Source organism: Bradyrhizobium zhengyangense, from assembly GCF_022012555.1.
Classification (GTDB): Bacteria; Pseudomonadota; Alphaproteobacteria; order Rhizobiales; family Xanthobacteraceae; genus Bradyrhizobium; species Bradyrhizobium zhengyangense.
In genome coordinates this window covers 83,427-100,706 of sequence record NZ_JAKLTZ010000007.1, presented here as the reverse complement: position 1 = coordinate 100,706, position 17,280 = coordinate 83,427, and the positions used below count along the sequence as shown (strand labels likewise).

The 17,280-nt window shown below is 61.9% G+C and carries 23 protein-coding genes; 8 read left to right on the top strand and 15 right to left on the bottom strand.

The features are described 5' to 3' along the window. Window positions 1-3: 3 nt before the first annotated feature. Window positions 4-564: an acyltransferase gene (locus L6639_RS43095; RefSeq protein WP_338076556.1), complete on the bottom strand. Its 561-nt coding sequence runs from the start codon at window positions 562-564 to the stop codon at window positions 4-6. 190 nt (window positions 565-754) lie between these two features. Continuing rightward, window positions 755-1,051: a DUF4282 domain-containing protein gene (locus L6639_RS25895; protein ID WP_027534247.1), complete on the bottom strand. Its 297-nt coding sequence runs from the start codon at window positions 1,049-1,051 to the stop codon at window positions 755-757. Window positions 1,052-1,204: 153 nt separating this feature from the next. On the opposite strand from L6639_RS25895, the gene L6639_RS25890 reads away from it, so the two are divergent. From L6639_RS25890 to L6639_RS25880, 3 genes are all read left to right on the top strand, one after another. Continuing rightward, window positions 1,205-1,657, top strand: a complete 453-nt coding sequence (locus L6639_RS25890; RefSeq protein ID WP_237864460.1) for a MaoC family dehydratase — start codon at window positions 1,205-1,207, stop codon at window positions 1,655-1,657. Further along, window positions 1,657-2,136: a MaoC family dehydratase gene (locus tag L6639_RS25885; RefSeq protein ID WP_237864459.1), complete on the top strand. Its 480-nt coding sequence runs from the start codon at window positions 1,657-1,659 to the stop codon at window positions 2,134-2,136. Before L6639_RS25890 ends, L6639_RS25885 begins: the two co-directional genes overlap by 1 nt. A 200-nt stretch (window positions 2,137-2,336) precedes the next feature. After that, a complete protein-coding gene (locus L6639_RS25880) occupies window positions 2,337-2,483 on the top strand; it encodes a hypothetical protein (RefSeq protein WP_237864458.1) in 147 nt (48 codons plus the stop codon). A gap of 42 nt (window positions 2,484-2,525) precedes the next feature. Here L6639_RS25880 and L6639_RS25875 read toward each other — a convergent pair whose 3' ends face one another. The 5 genes from L6639_RS25875 to L6639_RS25855 form a co-directional block, all read right to left on the bottom strand. Beyond that, entirely contained in the window at window positions 2,526-2,663 is a 138-nt protein-coding gene (locus L6639_RS25875) for a hypothetical protein (RefSeq protein ID WP_237864457.1), read from the bottom strand. Between the two features lie 151 nt (window positions 2,664-2,814). Further along, window positions 2,815-3,240, bottom strand: a complete 426-nt coding sequence (locus L6639_RS25870) for a hypothetical protein (RefSeq protein ID WP_237864456.1) — start codon at window positions 3,238-3,240, stop codon at window positions 2,815-2,817. 173 nt (window positions 3,241-3,413) lie between these two features. Continuing rightward, a complete protein-coding gene (locus L6639_RS25865; protein WP_237864455.1) occupies window positions 3,414-4,334 on the bottom strand; it encodes a hypothetical protein in 921 nt (306 codons plus the stop codon). Between the two features lie 281 nt (window positions 4,335-4,615). Then, a complete protein-coding gene (locus L6639_RS25860; protein WP_237864454.1) occupies window positions 4,616-5,056 on the bottom strand; it encodes a nuclear transport factor 2 family protein in 441 nt (146 codons plus the stop codon). A 276-nt stretch (window positions 5,057-5,332) separates the two neighbouring features. Then, window positions 5,333-5,782 (bottom strand): nuclear transport factor 2 family protein, encoded by a 450-nt coding sequence (locus L6639_RS25855; RefSeq protein WP_237864453.1) that lies wholly within the window; start codon window positions 5,780-5,782, stop codon window positions 5,333-5,335. 277 nt (window positions 5,783-6,059) lie between these two features. Here L6639_RS25855 and L6639_RS25850 point away from each other — a divergent pair, with 277 nt between their 5' ends. Further along, window positions 6,060-6,293, top strand: a complete 234-nt coding sequence (locus L6639_RS25850; RefSeq protein ID WP_237864452.1) for a hypothetical protein — start codon at window positions 6,060-6,062, stop codon at window positions 6,291-6,293. Window positions 6,294-6,440: 147 nt separating this feature from the next. After that, window positions 6,441-6,827 (top strand): hypothetical protein, encoded by a 387-nt coding sequence (locus L6639_RS25845; RefSeq protein ID WP_237864451.1) that lies wholly within the window; start codon window positions 6,441-6,443, stop codon window positions 6,825-6,827. Between the two features lie 15 nt (window positions 6,828-6,842). On the opposite strand, the gene L6639_RS25840 is transcribed toward L6639_RS25845, so the two are convergent. The 7 genes from L6639_RS25840 to L6639_RS25810 all read right to left on the bottom strand — a co-directional run bounded on the left by L6639_RS25840 (window position 6,843) and on the right by L6639_RS25810 (window position 14,904). Next, window positions 6,843-8,423 (bottom strand): non-canonical purine NTP pyrophosphatase, encoded by a 1,581-nt coding sequence (locus tag L6639_RS25840; RefSeq protein ID WP_237864450.1) that lies wholly within the window; start codon window positions 8,421-8,423, stop codon window positions 6,843-6,845. Then, window positions 8,420-9,394 (bottom strand): beta-ribofuranosylaminobenzene 5'-phosphate synthase family protein, encoded by a 975-nt coding sequence (locus L6639_RS25835; protein WP_276575763.1) that lies wholly within the window; start codon window positions 9,392-9,394, stop codon window positions 8,420-8,422. The genes L6639_RS25840 and L6639_RS25835 overlap by 4 nt, the downstream gene beginning before the upstream one ends. A gap of 9 nt (window positions 9,395-9,403) precedes the next feature. Next, window positions 9,404-10,159 carry a hypothetical protein gene (locus tag L6639_RS25830; RefSeq protein WP_237864448.1) on the bottom strand — a complete coding sequence of 252 codons (756 nt, stop codon included), beginning with the start codon at window positions 10,157-10,159 and terminating at the stop codon, window positions 9,404-9,406. A gap of 75 nt (window positions 10,160-10,234) precedes the next feature. Beyond that, window positions 10,235-13,210, bottom strand: a complete 2,976-nt coding sequence (uvrB, locus tag L6639_RS25825; RefSeq protein WP_237864447.1) for an excinuclease ABC subunit UvrB — start codon at window positions 13,208-13,210, stop codon at window positions 10,235-10,237. A gap of 91 nt (window positions 13,211-13,301) precedes the next feature. Continuing rightward, window positions 13,302-13,532, bottom strand: a complete 231-nt coding sequence (locus L6639_RS25820) for a hypothetical protein (protein WP_237864446.1) — start codon at window positions 13,530-13,532, stop codon at window positions 13,302-13,304. A 59-nt stretch (window positions 13,533-13,591) separates the two neighbouring features. Next, window positions 13,592-13,819 carry a hypothetical protein gene (locus tag L6639_RS25815; protein WP_194464357.1) on the bottom strand — a complete coding sequence of 76 codons (228 nt, stop codon included), beginning with the start codon at window positions 13,817-13,819 and terminating at the stop codon, window positions 13,592-13,594. 173 nt (window positions 13,820-13,992) lie between these two features. Further along, a complete protein-coding gene (locus L6639_RS25810) occupies window positions 13,993-14,904 on the bottom strand; it encodes a LysR substrate-binding domain-containing protein (RefSeq protein ID WP_237864445.1) in 912 nt (303 codons plus the stop codon). Between the two features lie 182 nt (window positions 14,905-15,086). Here L6639_RS25810 and L6639_RS25805 point away from each other — a divergent pair, with 182 nt between their 5' ends. From L6639_RS25805 to L6639_RS25795, 3 genes are all read left to right on the top strand, one after another. Further along, window positions 15,087-15,866: a TSUP family transporter gene (locus L6639_RS25805; RefSeq protein WP_237864444.1), complete on the top strand. Its 780-nt coding sequence runs from the start codon at window positions 15,087-15,089 to the stop codon at window positions 15,864-15,866. Continuing rightward, window positions 15,863-16,093 carry a hypothetical protein gene (locus L6639_RS25800; RefSeq protein ID WP_237864443.1) on the top strand — a complete coding sequence of 77 codons (231 nt, stop codon included), beginning with the start codon at window positions 15,863-15,865 and terminating at the stop codon, window positions 16,091-16,093. The genes L6639_RS25805 and L6639_RS25800 overlap by 4 nt, the downstream gene beginning before the upstream one ends. A 137-nt stretch (window positions 16,094-16,230) precedes the next feature. Further along, window positions 16,231-16,929 (top strand): glutathione S-transferase family protein, encoded by a 699-nt coding sequence (locus L6639_RS25795; protein ID WP_237864442.1) that lies wholly within the window; start codon window positions 16,231-16,233, stop codon window positions 16,927-16,929. 78 nt (window positions 16,930-17,007) lie between these two features. Here the strand turns inward: L6639_RS25795 and L6639_RS25790 are convergent, their stop codons facing one another. Beyond that, a complete protein-coding gene (locus L6639_RS25790; protein WP_237864441.1) occupies window positions 17,008-17,208 on the bottom strand; it encodes a cysteine-rich CWC family protein in 201 nt (66 codons plus the stop codon). Window positions 17,209-17,280 lie beyond the last annotated feature (72 nt).

The window sequence follows — 17,280 nt, the reverse complement described above, 5'->3', positions numbered from 1 at the left end:
TGCCTATTCGTCGTCGCGGAACTGCTTGACGACAACAGCCGGATTCCCGGCGACGACCACGCGCGAGGCGACGTCCTCACGCACCACCGCTCCGGCGCCCACGACCGAGTGGTCGCCGATCGTCACGCCCTTGAGCACGATCGAGCGCGCACCCACCCACACGTTGTCCCCGATGTGCACCGGGGCGACGGCCCGGGCAACCGCAGGCTCGTGCCGGAGCCGTGGGGGCAGGTTGTGAAAGTCCGTGTCGACGATGTCGCAGTCGCTGATCAAGCAAGACGACCCGATGTCGACCTTCTGCGCGCAGCCGATCCAGCAGCCGTTGAGCAGGGTGCTATCGCCGATTGTCACCTGGCCACGCCCGGTGATGAGCACGCGCTTGCCGATCCGGCAGTTCGCACCGATCGACACCCGGACCCCGCGACCGAGCACCAGCCAGCCCTTGAACACGATCCCGGGTCCGAGCTGGAGCCGGCTCCCGTACCGCACCGTCAGCCATGCGCGCGAACAGGCGAAGAACAGGAGGGCACCGGCCCGCAGCACCGGGTTCTCGATCTTGCCCACTACATTCGCTCCTGACCCTTGCGGCGGCCCGCACCTCTCGTGCCGAGCCTCGCATCCGCACGTAAATACGCGGTGAAGAACGACGTCGCACCCGGCGCGCCCGTCTGGGTGGCGGCCTATGTCGCGGGGGCGGCGACGTGATGCATTTTAGGTCTAATGCGCAGAGCGCCCTACGGCACCTGTGCCCGCCTCAACGCACTCCGCCGCCCTGATCCCTGATCGCGCCGAGATGCTCGTTGATGCGGAATACGATCAGGATCAATTCCGCGGCGATGCGCGAGAACACCACGCCAACGACCACGCCTGCGATCGATTCCAGCACGACCAGGAAGCCGGCAAACGGACTGATCGCCATCGCGGTGAGGCCGGCGAAGATTCCGGAGAGTCCGAACAGGCAGATCACGCCGATCACCAGCCAGTAGAAGGTCTTGATGATCGTCGGCGTGATGAAGCGGTCCCACTGAAACAGATCGCTGAATGAAAACATCTCTCTCCCCCGGGCGGATGGTGCCCCCGGCCGCGCCAATCCGACAATGAGGCAGGCCGACTCGCCGAATGTAGCACGAGCCATGCGGGCCGGCGGGTTGAGATTGCCGCAAAGTGCGGCCACAATCTGTCCTTCCCGCAAAGCTTTTCCAAGATGACCCTGACCTTCGAAGATTTTCCGCCCGGCCGCTATGGAACGTTCGGCCCGCGCCATGTCACCCGCGACGAGATTCTGGCGTTTGCCGCCGAGTTCGATCCGCAGCCGATGCATCTGGATGAGGAGGCCGCCGGCAGGAGCATGCTGCGCGGCCTTTCGGGCTCCGGCTGGCATCTCTGCTCGCTGATGATGCGGATGATGGCCGACGGTTTCATCACCCGCGCCGCCTCGCTGGGATCTCCGGGGGTCGACGAGGTGCGTTGGCTCTCGCCGCTCAGGCCGGGTGATGATCTCATGCTCGACGTCGACGTCGTGGAGGCGCGCACCTCGAAGAGCAGGCCGAACCTCGGCATCGTCAAGTTCAAATGCACGGTGCGCAACGCCAAAGGCGAAGCGCTGTGCGAGATGACCTCGCCGATCCTGATCGAACGGCGCACGGGAGCGGCGTGATGCGGTTCTTCGAAGAGATCGAGATCGGACAGCGCCGCGACATCGGCACCTACAATTTCACCGCGGAGTCCATCAAGACGTTTGCCGCGAAGTTCGATCCGCAGCGTTTTCACCTCGACGAGGAGGAGGGCAAGAACTCGCTGTTCGGCGGGCTGGCTGCCTCCGGCTGGCACGTCGGCTCGGCCTGCATGAGCCTGCTTGTCGCCGACGGACAGCGCCTGGCGCGCGAAGCCGCGAGCCGCGGCGAGGAGATCGCGGTGTGGGGGCCGTCACCGGGCTTTCGCGACCTGCGTTGGATCAGGCCGGTGCTGGCCGGCGACACGATCAGTTATTCCAATGTCGTCATCGACAAGCGCAGCTCCGCCTCGCGTCCGGGCTGGGGCATTTTGACGGCCCGCACCACTGGCACCAACCAGCGCGGCGAGGAGGTCTATTCCATCACCGCCAGTGCCTTCGTGCCGATGCGGAAAAGCGCTTAGACCAGTTCCAAGATGAACAGCTAAAACAGCGCGCGAGTGTTGCCCGCGCGCTATGGACGTGATTCAGGGTGGCTGCCATAAGCCTCCCCGAGATGGCCGGTCGCCGCGAAGCAGTTGCCGGAACCATCGAGTTGCTAACCAATTATGAACCTGTCGCTGTCTATTTGAACGAACTGGGCAGAGGACAGGGGACGAGAACGATGGCAGACCGCGGCGCACTGAAATTGGTCGGATTTATCTTCGCTACCGCGACGCTGGCCGTGATGCTGGTCGCCGGTATCGTGGTGAAGAGCTACGCCGACGGCGCCTACACCCTGGAAGCCTCGACGGTCGAAGCGAGCCGTTAAGGGCTCGTTAACTTTCGCGGGGTCGCGAGGCGGCCTCCGCCCTCAGCGGCTATAGACGAGCGCCAGAACCGCGATCGCAACCGCCAGCAGCCCGACAAAGCGCAGCATGATGGTCCCGAACTGGCTCGGCGCGGGCCGCAGCGGTATCGGGTCCGTAGTATCGGGCCGAATGCTTTCCATGTGAGATGTCCCCGAGGCCCGGCCGTCAGCGGCACGGGCGCCTGGCATTGGTCGCCGGGGACGGGCGGTGGGTTCAAGACCTCCCAGAATCAAAAAACCGCCGCGCTCCTTTGCGGAACGCGGCGGCTGGTGATGCTTGGCTAGCTTGCGATCAGCTGTTGCGCAGACCGTCGGCGGCGCGCTTCCACTGGGCGACGTTGTCCGCGATCATGCGGGTCGACTTCATCGCGGCCTGGCTGAGCTGGGCGTAGCCCGAGATCTCGCGCTGAACGCGCTGGCCTTCGGCATGGAGCAGGTCGCGCAGGCTCTCAAGCTCGGAGATCAGGTTCTCGATCTCGGCAAGCGAGGTGCCGGCGACGCGTTGGATCAGCGAGTTGACGTTGGTGACGGTGGCTTCCGCGCTCGGATCGAGCGGCGGCGAATCCGTGGTCGTGGTGGCGGCCGGCCGGCGCAGATAGGCGATATCGTTGCGCACGAAATCGCGGATGCCGGCTTCGACTTCCGTCACGGCGGCGAGATTGCTGTCGACGGTTTCGGTCTCGGTTGCTTCAACCTTTTCCGGACGGATGGCGTTCATCGTTATTCCCCTGTTCGCGTTGAGCGCAGCGCGAGTGTCCCCCGCACGACGATGTGTGTCAGGCCGGCGCATCTTGGGCGTCGGATTTTGACCGCAACAGGGCCGAGATGCGGCAAGGGCGGACCATTCGGGGGCCTTGCCGTGGCGTATGGTTAGGGAAGTCTAAAGAAGGCTCACCAGCTCTTCTTGAAGCCGGCGGTGACGCTCTTGTTGATCGCGCCTTGCGAGGTTTCGCCGACCGAGCCGGAGACGGTGACGTTGTCGAACAGTTTCTGCTCGGCACCGACCTTGCGCAGCCATTTGTCGTCGGTGGTCGATAGGGTCTGGCCCGCGGTGACGCTGGTGCCGGTGTCGGTAACCGTGACCTTGGCCGACTGGTCGGTCTCGTAATTGCGGGTGATGTGGCCGCCGACGCCGGGCAGCGCCGTGGTGCCCTGCTGGTTGACGCTGTAGCCGTTCTGCAGCGTCAGCGAGGTGTCGCTCGAGAGCGGCATTGATTTGGTCAGCGACGCCCCGAGCTTGCTCTGCTCACTGCCGGGATCGACGCGGGCTTCGACCGCAGTCTTGTCCCAGATCGCGCCCGCGCCCGGCGCGGTCGCGGTGGCCCAGGCGCTGCCGGAGGATTGCGGCAGGTTGCCGCCATTTTCGGCCTTCTGCGCCAGCAGCTCCGACATCGTGGTCGGCTCTTTGGTCACCGTCATGTCGGCGCCGATGCGGGTGTCCCAGAACGAGGACACCGACTGCTTGACCTTCACCCCCGAGGAGCCGTCGGCATTGGCGTTGGACGACCAGTCCATCCCGTCCTTGGCCGCGGCCTTTGCGCGCTTCTTGGCGGCGATGAGGTCGTTGAGCGTGCCCGCGTCGATCGCGAGCTGGCTCCAGTCGAGCTTGTCGACGTCGATGCCTTTGAGCACGTCGGGGTCGTTGACGTCAGGGGCCTCGGCGACCTCGGCCTCGTCGTCGTCAGGCGTGGTCGCGGCGGGGGGCGGGGAGAAGGGCGGAATGATCTGCGCTGTGGCCGTCAGCACCGAACCCAAAATGAACGCGGCCGCCAGCGGCAGCCTGATCCAGCCGAAACCTGTCGAGAATTCCATTGCCCTTGCCCGCGAGCCCAGTTCGCGCGGAAAATGCGGAACTATCGTTGCGAAATTGTGGCGTTCGCCTCGCCCAGAGCATGATCCGGAAAAGTGTGCAGCGGTTTTCCGAAAAGATCATGCTCAAACAATAGAATGACGAACCAACGGGCCGCGCGCAAATGGCGTGCGCCCGGTGACGAGCATCTCCATGACGGCGTCCGGCGGGGCTGGAGGCCAGCACGTGTCATGGGAGCATCAATCGACCGGTCCCGAACTCTCGGAGCCCGTTGGTGTCCCCCTCAGCCGACGCTGGCCATCTTTGGCAGATGAATGGCGCGGCCGAGTGCCTGTTCGACCAGGTCGAACGTGTCGACCAGCACGCGCAAGCTGATCAGCCTATCAGCCCTGAACTGGGCGAACTGCGCGACGCGCAGGCTGATCGGCTTGTCGGAATCCAGCGCCGTGAGTGAATAGCGCAGCATCGACGAGGCGGAATCGACGCCCAGCATGATGCTCTCGCGCTCGAAACGGCGGACGCGGAAATTGTCGGCGAGCTGGCGGATGACCTGGAGCACGGCGGCCTTGCCCTGGCGCGCGCCCAGGAATGGAAACATGTCGATCGGGCCATAGATCGCCCATTCGACGTCCTCGTCGATCAGGGCCTCGATATCCTCGAAATGCCGGTCGTTGATCGCACGGTGCAACGCGCGCGAGAAACGCCAGAGGCTGTGCTCTGTCATTTTGGGCCGTCCTGAAACTGAAGCGTAAAAACGGAAAACAACCCCATGCACAGTAAGGTGCCCCAGGGCTGCTCAATTCATTTGTGTACGAACAAATACGGGATTTCTGGAAAAACTCAAATCACGTTTTTGCAAGGCACAAGTGAGCGCAAAGTGTGAGATTTACAATAGAACCCCGTAATCCTACCGGGTCCGGAAGCGGGGGAGGGAGGTTCAAGCCCCCGATCGTGCCAAATCCTCAGTGTCGTCCTGGCTTTCGCCCAGGACGACACTGCGTCACCCCCCGTCTCCCGCCCCCACGATCAGCGGCCCGATCTCCCGCTCCAGCACCTGCTGCACCAGATCGTAGGAATCGATGATCTCGCGGATCTGTGCGATCTGCCCGTTCCGGAACGTATAGAACACCGCCATGTCGAACTGCACGATGCGGCCGTTGTCGCGCTTGGTGAAATAGCTGTGCAGATAGGTCGCGACCTCGTCGCCGTCGGCGACGATGTGCGGCGCCTTGTAGCGGATCTCGGAGTAGCGCGACCAGACCGTCTGCCAGAGCTGGCGCAGCTCGGCCTTGCCGTGGCGCGGGCCCATATGCGGCAGCACGTCGATCGGCGCGTGGGTGAGGAAGTCGACGTCGTCGGTGCAGCACGACAGCGCGGCCTCGAGATCGCCACGTGCAAAAGCATCGAGCAGATGCAGCGCGCGTTGCTTGTTCAACGACTCGACGCTCATGCCGCTCCCGCCCTCATTGGCCACGGATCATAAACGCTATCGCGCCGCGCGCGGGTTCATCAATCCGCAAAAACACAGGTATTCGCCAAAATGGTCGCGCCTCATTGTCTGGCGGTTCATGTCCTGCAAGGCCGGGTTGCGCTGACATGGGCATGCCCGAAATCGGGCGGGCGCTCTGACGCCGCACGCATGAGGGCTGACGTCTCTCACCATGTGGCGAGCGCGGGAACCCGGCCGGCTCGTAGTCGTTGAGACGCTGACACCGCAGGAGACATCCATGAAATCCCCGCTTCTAGCCGTCACTGCCGCGCTTCTCATGCTCGGCGCGACCTCCGCCGCCAACGCCAAGGGCTGCATCAAGGGCGCCATCGTCGGCGGCGTCGCCGGCCATTATGCCGGCCATCACGGCATGCTCGGCGCAGCCGCTGGCTGCCTCTACGGCCGTCATCACGCCAAGGAGCAGGAGAAGCAGCAGCAACAGAGCCAGGTGAACGGGCAGGGCAAGCTGTAGCCCATTGTCATTCAGGGGCGCGCGAAAGCGCGAGCCCGGAATCCATCACGTCTCTGATTCCGGGCGCGAAATGGGGCGTGAGCCAGCTCACATCGCGTGTCTTCCCTCTTCGGCTAACGTCACCCGCATGTATCAGGGAGACGTGCCATGGCCGTCACCGCCACCGCGAGAAAGTCCCGCCTGCGCAACGCGCTCGAAGGCTTTGCGCTGACGGCGATCCTCCAGAGCTTTCCGACCTTCGCCGCAGCCGCGCTGCTGCTCAAGTTGTGCGGCAACCACGACCTCGTCGGCGACCCCGGCATCGCCATCTTCGTCGCCTTCGCCTCGCTGGTTCACGCAACCATTGCCGTCACGCTCGGGCCGAGCGTCCCGGCGCTGTTCAAGACGCTCTACGAGCCGGCATTCTTCGACGGCACCCTGTCACTCTCTGACAAGATTGCCGAATGGCGCACCCACCCGATCGCCTCGCTGCAACTGGTCGCGATCGTGCTGTTGCTGTCGGTGATGGCTGTGGTGACGGCGAGCGTGGGGTGAGAGAGCCCGAGCAGGCTAGCGTCGATCCAGCCCGACCAACAGATCTAGGAGGGCCAGCAAGCTCAACGACCGCGCCGTGGGTTGATATCGAAGCTTTGCGCCTTTTCGCTCGATTCGTTGGGCAAATTCAGGAACAGTCTTTAGGGCCCGATTAGTATTGTACTTCCTGACGGGTGCTCCAAGTTCGCCGGTCAATGCAGAGATTTCTTCACACGTTGCGGCGAGGCCAATCGTGATCAGCGCCCGTAAGCTTCGGTGTAATTCGCTAAGTGCGCGATTCTCGCGTGGGCCAGTACTGCGCGCGGTCTGTAAGATTTGCCGGATCACATCCTCAATCTTTTGGCAGTATTGATTGTGGGTGCCCTCGTTGATGATAGTGATTTCAGCGATGTCACTCGCGAGCCGAAGCGTGCCGAACATTCGCTGCTTCTCATCTTCCGCCGAAAACGACTTTATGGTTGTAAGATCGCCGTCCCTTGCCCTCTTAATGTGACGTTCGAATCTTATGCGTTGATCCGCATCGATCAGTACCACTCGAGCAGAAGGAAACCTGCGCCTCAGGAATAACAATTCCTCTGGTGTTCGCAGGCCCGTAACAACGTTCAGACGCGCGTCATCCTTGTCGATATAATCTGCGATCTTGCGCGCTACTGAATCCCACCCGATCTCACTCAAAAAAACCAACGCTTCTTCAGAGTTACTCGGAATTACGCCAGTCTCTTGCCCAATGCCCCGAAGTACTGTGCTCGCTTCATACACCCTGACCGACTCGTAGTTCGCCATATAGTCACTGAACGTTGTCTTTCCGGAGCACTTTGCTCCGATGACCAAAATGACCTGACGATCAGGCTCTTCAATTAAGGACAGCTGTTCGGGATAGGGGTTTACGGCCCTACGAGTGGTGTAGAAGTTTGGCCGTAGGTTTATGCCCGCGTTCAGCAATTCAAGTGTTGATAAGAGTTCCGTGAGGGCTTTGGAACGAAAGTCATAGTGCAGGGACTCCTCAAACTCCATTTCACCGAGTCGTTTGGTCGATCCCTCTGGAATGATCCAGCCATTAAAGGTCTTTGATGTTAGCCAAGGATATTGGACGGATGGCTCGAATGTCGGAGACGTGTCGGCGATTCTTCCGACCGTCTCTCCGTGAAAGAACAGAGGGGATTTCAGCGTTGGTATGTAAAGTGCAATATCGGAGTTCACTTTGGCGCGACGGTCGTTACCCTTCTGACGAAGCTGTTTGTCGACTTGTTCAAACGTTACCTGCGGAAACCACTCCTTAACGGCGAGTCCTGGGAAGTCGTTTGGACCGCTGAATGCTTCGATCCTGACTGATGTATCTTCCACAAAGAAGATCGATCGAACGCCAAATTCTGCCTTCACCTGATCGATAGCGCGCGATAGGAGGCCAGTGGTTCCTAATTCGTAATCCTCGTTGTAGGGTTCTCGTTTGCCTCGAAAGTTTCGCAGCTCATATCCATGCCGCATGAAGAGGAGCCTAGCCTGCAAAAGCTTCTCCGTATTGGAAGTGTAAAAGAACACATTTAGCACGCGGTCGTACTCGAATGCATTTCCGTAGTGGGGTCGAGGACGTTTCATAGGGGAGTTACTCCGAAGCCGACATTGCAGCCCGGAAATGTGCCGAGATAGCTTAGGCCAAGTTTATTGGACGTCTCTTCAAGTAGACGCTCGCCGTTAGTGTCGCGATGAAAGATGCAATAAATCAGGGGTCCAAGGCTGCTCATGCCAACAGCAATGCTAGGCAGCGCTTGGAGTTTGCGAAAGGCGTCTTTTGTTCTGTTGGATTGGGCGCGAAGTTCTTCGCATTTGAAGCCCACTGTATGTATCTCATCCAACGAGAGCTTCATGAGTTGAATGTCAGCGGTCGCAAAAGCCGGTACGACTCCGTGGTAGAGTGACGACATCGTTAGCAGGGCTTGCTCGTCAGGAATTGGGGTCTTTTCCTGAAAAAAGCTGACCTCTTGAACTCCGTGGAAGGTGGTCTCGTCGGGTATGATAAGTCCAACGAGCCAGGATTCTGGAAAAAGCCATCTGGCAAGTACGGGAGGGGTCTCCACCGGAGCGCTCACGCTAGATGGGCTAAATCGCAAGCCTGGTTGTTTCGCGTGTCCCCCGTCCCAAATTACCCCGCCGGTGAAAAATAGGCTAACTCCGACGCCCGAGGCTCCTCCTCGACCCGAAAGCTTTTTGATTTGATCGTTGGTTAGATTCATCCTTTTCAATCGATCGACGGCAGTTATCAAGGACAGTAACAGCGAAGTCTTTGTTCCGAAGCCAACGTGCTGTGGCGGACTGCATTCCAAGTGGGCCGAGAAACCGCCCTTTGCGCGATCTGCCAGGTTTTTGGCAGTCTTGTTTATTTCGTCGAAGGCGAATTTGTCTAAATGGGAAACGCCGGTCAATGAGACGGTGGAAGCGTCCTCGACTCGCCAAATGGTGGGAGGTCCAGAGAGGGAGAATCCAATGCCGCAGAAACTTCGAGCGGAGACGCCTGCGAGGTCCACTAGCCCCATGTGAATTCGCGGCCGCGCTAGAATTTGTAAGCGCATATTGTGGGCCTAGCTCTGCGTAGGTCTGCTAAATTGATCGTTGGTCCAAAGCTGATCAAAGTGGTTTCGAAGTTGGTCGTAAAGAAAGCCTCCTCGCTTAACCAAGAGTGTCGGCATATTTCGGCTTTGATCAGCGATTAAATAGGGGCCCCAAAATATCTCGTCATCGACGCGAAAGATGTTGATCGATGGCAAGGCCATCAGTCGTCGAATCTGAAAATTCTTCTCGATCAAGCCGGAAGCTCTTTGAATAGCGGCCTCGAATGCCTCGACGTCTCGCCGTATGTCGCCGTCGTTATGGCCCTCCTCGCGATCTCGAATCGAGGCAATGCTATTCTCTGGTGAGGGAAATGTTGGATCGAGCAGCAGTATCCTGAATGTGGTCTTTAGCGAGAGCTCGCTGAACTTGTTGCCGTAATCCTCTCTAAAACTGGCCAATCCAAAGCCCAGAATGTCGACCTCTTTTGCGTTGCTGAGACGGGAGTGATACTCGTCGCGAATGCTGACCGAACGGGTTGCAAAAATTCGCTGCAAGCCTGCAGCGGAAATGAGGTCGAGCCTATCTTTCGTTTGCTGCGATGCCGCTACGTAGAGGAATAGGATTTCTCCCGCGATTCCGGCCGCGATTAACGATCCGCCGACCCCAAGGAAAACGTCCTTGTAGAGCGACTGTGGGCCGATCACCGTGAGAAAAATTCCCAAGGCGAGCATTGCAATATGACCGACAATCCAAAAAATGTTGGTCGGATTTAATCCCCACTTCATAGGCAACCCCCAAATTGCCCGAGGGTATACTAAAAGTAGAAGAGCTTGCTAGCGTCCAATTTGCGATAGTCTAGACTACCTCTTCTTCCACCCACCCCGTCGTCCCGGCATCCCGCCCGTCGACTTCGGCGCGGGCCCGAACTCCGGGCCTGACTGCCGTGAGTCCGTCGGCTGAATGATCCGGCTCGTGCTGCCGAACGGCTTTGCCGGCAGGTTCGGGCTCTCACGATACGGCAGCGATTCCGGGCCGTGCATCTCGTCGAGATGCGGCTTGTGCACTTTCGAGCCGCTGCCGCCGCCGCTCGCCTTCAGCGCGGAGCCCACGGTCTTTTTCTTCATCGCGCTGACCGGCAAATTGGCGGCATCGCCGTATTTCCTGGTGCCGGCATAGGCGCCGGCCTTGCCCGCCACAGTGCGCTGCTTGGCGGTGGGGTCGTCGACCACGGCGAGTTCGGTGGCGCGCAGGCGCTTGACTTCGTCGCGCAGGCGGGCGGCTTCCTCGAAGTTCAGATCGGCAGCGGCTTCGCGCATCCTTGTTTCGAGATCGGCGAGCACGGCTTCGAAATTATGGCCGATCGAGATGACGTCGTCGGTCATGTCGTGGCCGCCGACCTCGACCAGCACGTGGTCGCGCTCGTAGACGGAGTTGAGGATGTCGCCGATGTGCTTCTTCACGCTCTCCGGCGTGATGCCATGCTCCGTGTTGTACTCGACCTGTTTTTCGCGGCGGCGGTTGGTCTCGGCGATGGCGCGCTCCATCGATCCCGTCATCTGGTCGGCATAGAGGATCACCTTGCCGTCGACGTTGCGCGCGGCGCGGCCGATGGTCTGGATCAGCGAGGTCTCGCTGCGCAGAAAGCCTTCCTTGTCGGCATCGAGGATGGCGACCAGGGCGCATTCGGGAATGTCGAGGCCTTCGCGCAACAGGTTGATGCCCACCAGCGCGTCGAACGCGCCGAGGCGAAGATCCCTGATGATCTCGATGCGCTCGATGGTGTCGATATCGCTGTGCATGTAGCGGACGCGAATGCCCTGCTCATGCAGATATTCGGTGAGGTCCTCCGCCATGCGTTTTGTCAGTACTGTTATCAGCGAGCGATAGCCGGCCTGGGCTGTGGCGCGCACTTCGCCGACGAGATCGTCGACCTGGGTACGGGCTGGGCGGATATTGACCGGAGGATCAATAAGTCCGGTCGGGCGAATGACCTGCTCGACGAACACGCCGCCGCTCTCGTTCAGTTCCCAGGCGCCCGGCGTGGCCGACACCGCGACCGTCTGCGGCCGCATCATGTCCCACTCCTCGAAGCGCAGCGGGCGGTTGTCCATACAGGAGGGAAGACGGAAGCCGTATTCGGCCAGTGTCGCCTTGCGGCGGAAGTCGCCGCGGAACATGCCGCCGATCTGCGGCACCGTGACGTGGCTTTCGTCGGCGAACACCAGCGCGTTGTCGGGCACGTATTCGAACAGCGTCGGCGGCGGCTCGCCGGGCAGGCGCCCCGTGAGATAGCGCGAATAGTTCTCGATGCCGGCGCAGCTTCCCGTCGCTTCCATCATCTCGAGGTCGAACGTGGTGCGCTGCTCCAGCCGCTGCGCCTCCAGAAGGCGCCCCTGGTTGTTGAGCTGGTCGAGCCGCATCTTCAGCTCGGACTTGATCGACTTGATCGCCTGCACCAGCGTCGGGCGCGGCGTCACATAGTGCGAATTGGCGTACATCTTGATGAATTCGAGCTCGTCCTGCTTGTGGCCGGTGAGCGGATCGAATTCCTCGATATTCTCGATGGTGTCGCCGAACAAATTGACGCGCCAGGCGCGGTCTTCATAGTGCGCCGGAAAAATGTCGATGACGTCGCCGCGGACACGGAACGTGCCGCGGGTGAAATCGGCTTGCGTCCGCTTGTACTGAAGCGCGACGAGGTCGGCGATCAGCTGGCGCTGGTCGATGCGCTCGCCCTTCTTCAGCGCGAAGGTCATCGCGGTGTAGGTTTCGACCGAGCCGATACCGTAGATGCAGGACACCGAGGCGACGATGATGACGTCGTCGCGTTCGAGCAGCGCGCGCGTCGCCGAGTGGCGCATGCGGTCGATCTGCTCGTTGATCGAGGAGTCCTTTTCGATGTAGGTGTCCGTGCGCGGGACATAGGCTTCCGGCTGGTAGTAGTCGTAGTAGCTGACGAAATACTCGACTGCATTGTCCGGGAAGAAGCTCTTGAACTCGCCGTAGAGCTGGGCGGCGAGCGTCTTGTTCGGCGCCAGGATAATGGCGGGGCGCTGCGTCGCCTCGATCACCTTGGCCATGGTGTAGGTCTTGCCCGAGCCGGTGACGCCGAGCAGCACCTGCGAACGGTCGTTGCGCTCGATGCCCTCGACCAGCTCCTTGATCGCGGTCGGCTGGTCGCCGCGCGGCTCGTAGGCCGACTTGATCTCGAAGCGCACGCCGCCTTCGGACTTTTCCGGGCGCGGCGGCCGGTGTGGGGTCCACACTTTCGTGGAGCCGTCGTCCTTGCGGAACTCGGGGCGGCCCTCGCGGATCAGCGATTCCAGCGCGTCGGCCGTGGCCTTGACGCCGAGCGCCTCCATCTTGCTGCGCGGCGGCCGCGCCAGCGCCTCGGCATCGTCCTCCTCGGTGGGAAGGCCGAGCTGCCGCGCCAGTTCCGGATCGAGCGTCGGAATCGTCGCCGCAGTTCCGTAATTGGCCTGCGGCGCTTCTTCCAGCCCACTGGCCTCTCCGCTCCCTCCCCCCTTGTGGGGGAGGGTCGGGGAGAGGGGTAAGCCACGAGTCGCGCTGTTCGATGCCGCGTCCTGCGGAAACTCCTTCGGCGTCGACGCGCGCGCCCGATGCGCGGCGGCCTCGCCACCGGCACGGCGGTCGCGCGAATTGTCCGGCGGCGGCTGTAGCCCGGTGCCTGATCCAAGCCCGGCATCGCCGCGATTGATCGCGGGATTCAGCAGTTCGGCCAGCGCCGGCCCAATCGGCTGCACGTCAGGCCGATGTGCCTTCGAATTCGGAGCCTTGGTTTTCGGGGATTTTGGGGGAGCAGGTTTCTTCGCCATGTGGCGAATATGGGACGAGTCCGCCCTTCAGAAAAGGGCGAAGGCACGTCCTTGAGCAGGCTGCTGACAGCAGGTTGGCAGCAGCGCCGGATTACGCCGCCGGCAGCGGTCCGTCGCCGTCCACGACCGTCAGGCGCGGCTCGAGGATGTCGAGATGGATCCCGCCGCAATCGGTGCAGCGCATGGTCCAGTACTCACAGCCGGCGCGGCCGCCGATCACGCGGAGCACCGTGAGATCGCCGTCGCATTCCGGGCAAATGGCCAGCACCTTGCGCGAATAAATCCGCGGACGCCCACCGTCGTCGAATTCGATCACTGACATGAACCGGCGTTCCCCTGCTGTGCCGCGATGTCCTTCAGTCCTGTTGCCGTGTCGCCGGCCTATTCGTCGTCGCTGTCGTCGGCATGCCGGCGGAAGCGGTCGATGTGATGCTTGGCGTCTGCGATCGCAGCGTCGGGATCGGGCCAGGCGAAGCCGACCTCCATGGTCGGAAACAGCACGCCGTCGATGGCAAGCGGGCTCAAATCGGCGCGCCGGATACGGGCGTGCCACAGTCCCTTGCCAGCTTCGAAAGATTCGATGTCAAAGCCGTCGTAAAGGGTCGTCATTGGTAGTCCCCAAATGCTCAGATGTCGGAGGGTTAGAGGACCACGTTTGCGGATTTCGATCTGTGAAGCGGTTCACAAGCGGCCGGCTTTTTCAGCCGAACGGCTGATACGCCAAGGGATTTTCAAGCGACGCGGATACCGCTCGCGTCAAGAAAACGCATCAAAACAAGAATTTAGTTCCGTGCTGCGCGCCCCGACCGCCGCGGCCGGGCCGCGGGTTCCGCCGCCGCCCGCATGATCCAGCGGCGGAACGCGGCAAAATCGCGCTGCTCGGTCTGAAAGCTGCGGTAGAGCAGGTACCAGCGCATGCCCTTGGGCACCGAGAGGTCGAACGGCGCCACCAGGCGTCCGGCGGCGATGTCGTCGTCGATATAGGGCCGGATGCCCATGGCAATGCCGAGCCCGTCGGCGGCGGCCTGCAGCGCCTGGCCGTAGAACTGGAACTCGGGTCCGCGTGCATTGATGCGGGTGAGGCCCGCCGCCTTCAGCCAGATCGGCCAGTCCTCCGGCGAATGGGTGACGCGGATCAGGCCGGGCCCCTTGAGGTCGGCCGGCCGCTTCAGGCCGCTGGCGAGGCGGGGCACGCACACCGGCGTCAAATCGCCTGCGAACAGCGGCTCGGCGACGAGGCCCGGCCAGTCGCCGGTGCCGAGCTTGATGCCGCAGCTCCAGTCCTCTCCGAACGGCACCTCGGCGCCGCCGGTGGTGAAGCGCACCTCGATGTCGGGCTCTTCGCTGCGAAACTCCGACAGCCGCGGGATCAGCCAGCGCATCGCAAAGGTGTGGCCGACACCGATGGTGAGCACGCGCACGCTTGCAGGCGCCGTCACCTGCGCGGTGAGGCTGGCGAGCGCATCGAAGATCGGCGTCAGGCCGCTCTGGTAGGCGCGGCCCGCCTGCGTCAGCACGAGCTTGTTGGCCTTGCGTTCGAACAGCGCGACGCCGAGCCGCTCTTCCAACAGATGCACCATGCGGCTGACGGCGGCCGCCGACACGTTCAGCTCGATTCCGGCGGAGGCAAAGCTGCCGGTCCGGGCCGCCGCCTCGAATGCCTTGATGCCGTTGAGAAAGAGCAGCCGCCGCAAACGATGGACCCTCAGGAAAGCTGATGCCAGGCCAAGATAACTCAGTTTGCGCGAATGGGGCAAGCGAGGCAGAAATATCAGCGTAATTCATGCTGATTTGTTTCTTTCGCCTCTCCCCGCAAGCCGGGCGAGGGGGAATGTGCAGCTTGCGTCCCTCACCGTCCTAGCAGGAGCCTCCCCACGTGACGCCCATCATGATCGCTGCCCTTGGATTGCTGATGGTCGGCACCGCGTTCCTGTCGGGGCTGTTCGGCATGGCGGGCGGGCTGATCCTGATCGGCGTGCTGCTGGCCTTGATGCCGCTGCCGACGGCGATGGTGCTGCATGCGATCACGCAGATGGCCTCGAATGGCTGGCGCGCGTTGCTGTGGCGCGCGCATATCCGCTGGCGGCCGGTCGCGAATTACATGGTCGGCGCCGCCATCGCGCTCGGTGCGTGGTCGCTCACGCGCTACGTGCCTGACAAGCCGACGGCGCTTTTGATGCTGGGCGCCACGCCGTTCATGGCGCGGCTGCTGCCGAGGGATATCAAGCCAGACCCTGATCGCCTCTGGCAAGGCACCGTCTATGGCACGATCTGCATGGGCCTGATGCTGATGACGGGCGTCTCCGGGCCGCTGCTCGACACCTTCTTCCTCGGCGGCGATTTCGGCCGGCGCGAGAAGGTGGCGACCAAGGCGATGTGCCAGCTCGTCAGCCATTTCACCAAGCTGATCTATTTCGGCGGCATCATCGACCAGGCCGCCTCGCTCGATCCGGTTCTTGCCGGCGTCGCAATTCTCGCCTCGATGCTCGGCACCACGCTGGCGCGGCGCATTCTCGAAGCCATGACCGACCAGCAGTTCATCGCCTGGTCGAACAAGCTGATCACCACCATCGCCTGCTACTACATCGCCTATGGCGGCTGGCTGCTGGTTCGCACGCCGGTGCTGGCCGCTTTCGACAAGGGAGGTTTGCAATGAGCGAGACGGCCGACCCGCTGGTGCTAGATTTCGTCGAATGGATCGCGCGCGAGCCGCGCGCCTATGCCGAGGTGATCTCGACCTGGAAGACCTCGTGCCCGCGCCTCACCATCTGGGAGGACGCCGCCGATCGCGGCTTCGTCGCGCGCGAGACGCGGCCCGGCCTCGGCCTGGTCATCGCGGTGACGGAAGACGGCGAGAAGCTGCTGCGAACCAACGGGCGGTAGCGACACATCGTCATTGCGAGCGTCAGCGAAGCAATCCAGAATGCTTCCGCGGCGGCAGTCTGGATTGCTTCGTCGCACCTGTGCAAAATTGCCTCGCAATTTTGTCACGGGCTCCTCGCAATGACGGAACACCATTCATGTCGCTCAAGCTCTATGAACTCGTCGGCACTGATGCCTCGCGTCCCTTCAGCCCGTATTGCTGGCGCACGCGGATGGCGCTGGCGCATAAGGGGCTGACGGCGGAATCGCTGCCCTGGCGCTTCACCGAGAAGAGCGTGATCGCGCCGCACGGCTCGGAGCGTGTGCCGGTGCTGCTAGATCACGACAGGCCGGTGGTCGATTCCTGGGCGATCGCGAACTACCTCGAAGACAATTTTCCGGATCGTCCGTCGCTCTTCGGCGGCGCGGGCGGCCGCGCCATGGCGCGCATGATCAATGCGTGGGGCGACATCGCCATCGTCGGCGGCATCTTTCCGCTCATCATCGCCGACATCCCGAACAATCTCGCCGAGGTCGATGCCGCCTATTTCCGCCAATCGCGCGAAGCACGCTTCGGCGGCAAGAAGCTGGAAGAGATCATGGCGAGCCGCGACAGCGGCGTCGTCGCATTCCGCAAATCGCTGGAGATCATGCGGCAGACGTTCAAGACGCAAGCTTATCTCGGCGGAGCCGCGCCGAACTATGCCGATTACATCGTGTTTGGCGGTTTTCAATGGGCGCGCGTGGTGAGCCCGTTCAAGCTGATCGAGGCCGACGATCCCGTCTATGCCTGGCGCGAAAGACTGCTCGATGCATTCGACGGCATGGCGCGGAAGTCGCCGGGATTTGCGGTGTAGACTTCGTAGGGTGGGCAAAGGCGCAAAGCGCCGTGCCCACGCAATGGAATTGGTGGGCACGCTTTCGCTTTGCTCACCCTACGATACTGCCGTAGCCGCCTTCCGCAAGCACTCCCGGCACAAGCAATCCTCGCCCTTCACCGGCATCGGCAGCTTGGCCGTTTCCTCCGCGCACCAGCAATTGCCCGAGAGATCGCAGCCGAACTCGGCGCCGCATCGGGAACAGGCAAGGCGGCGCGGGGCCGGTTGCGGAATCGTGATTTCTTTCGGATTTGTCATGATTTACGTCGAAGCTTTGCCGTCATTTTCATGTCGGGTTCATCTGTCGCCGCAGTATATTAGGCGCCGCGC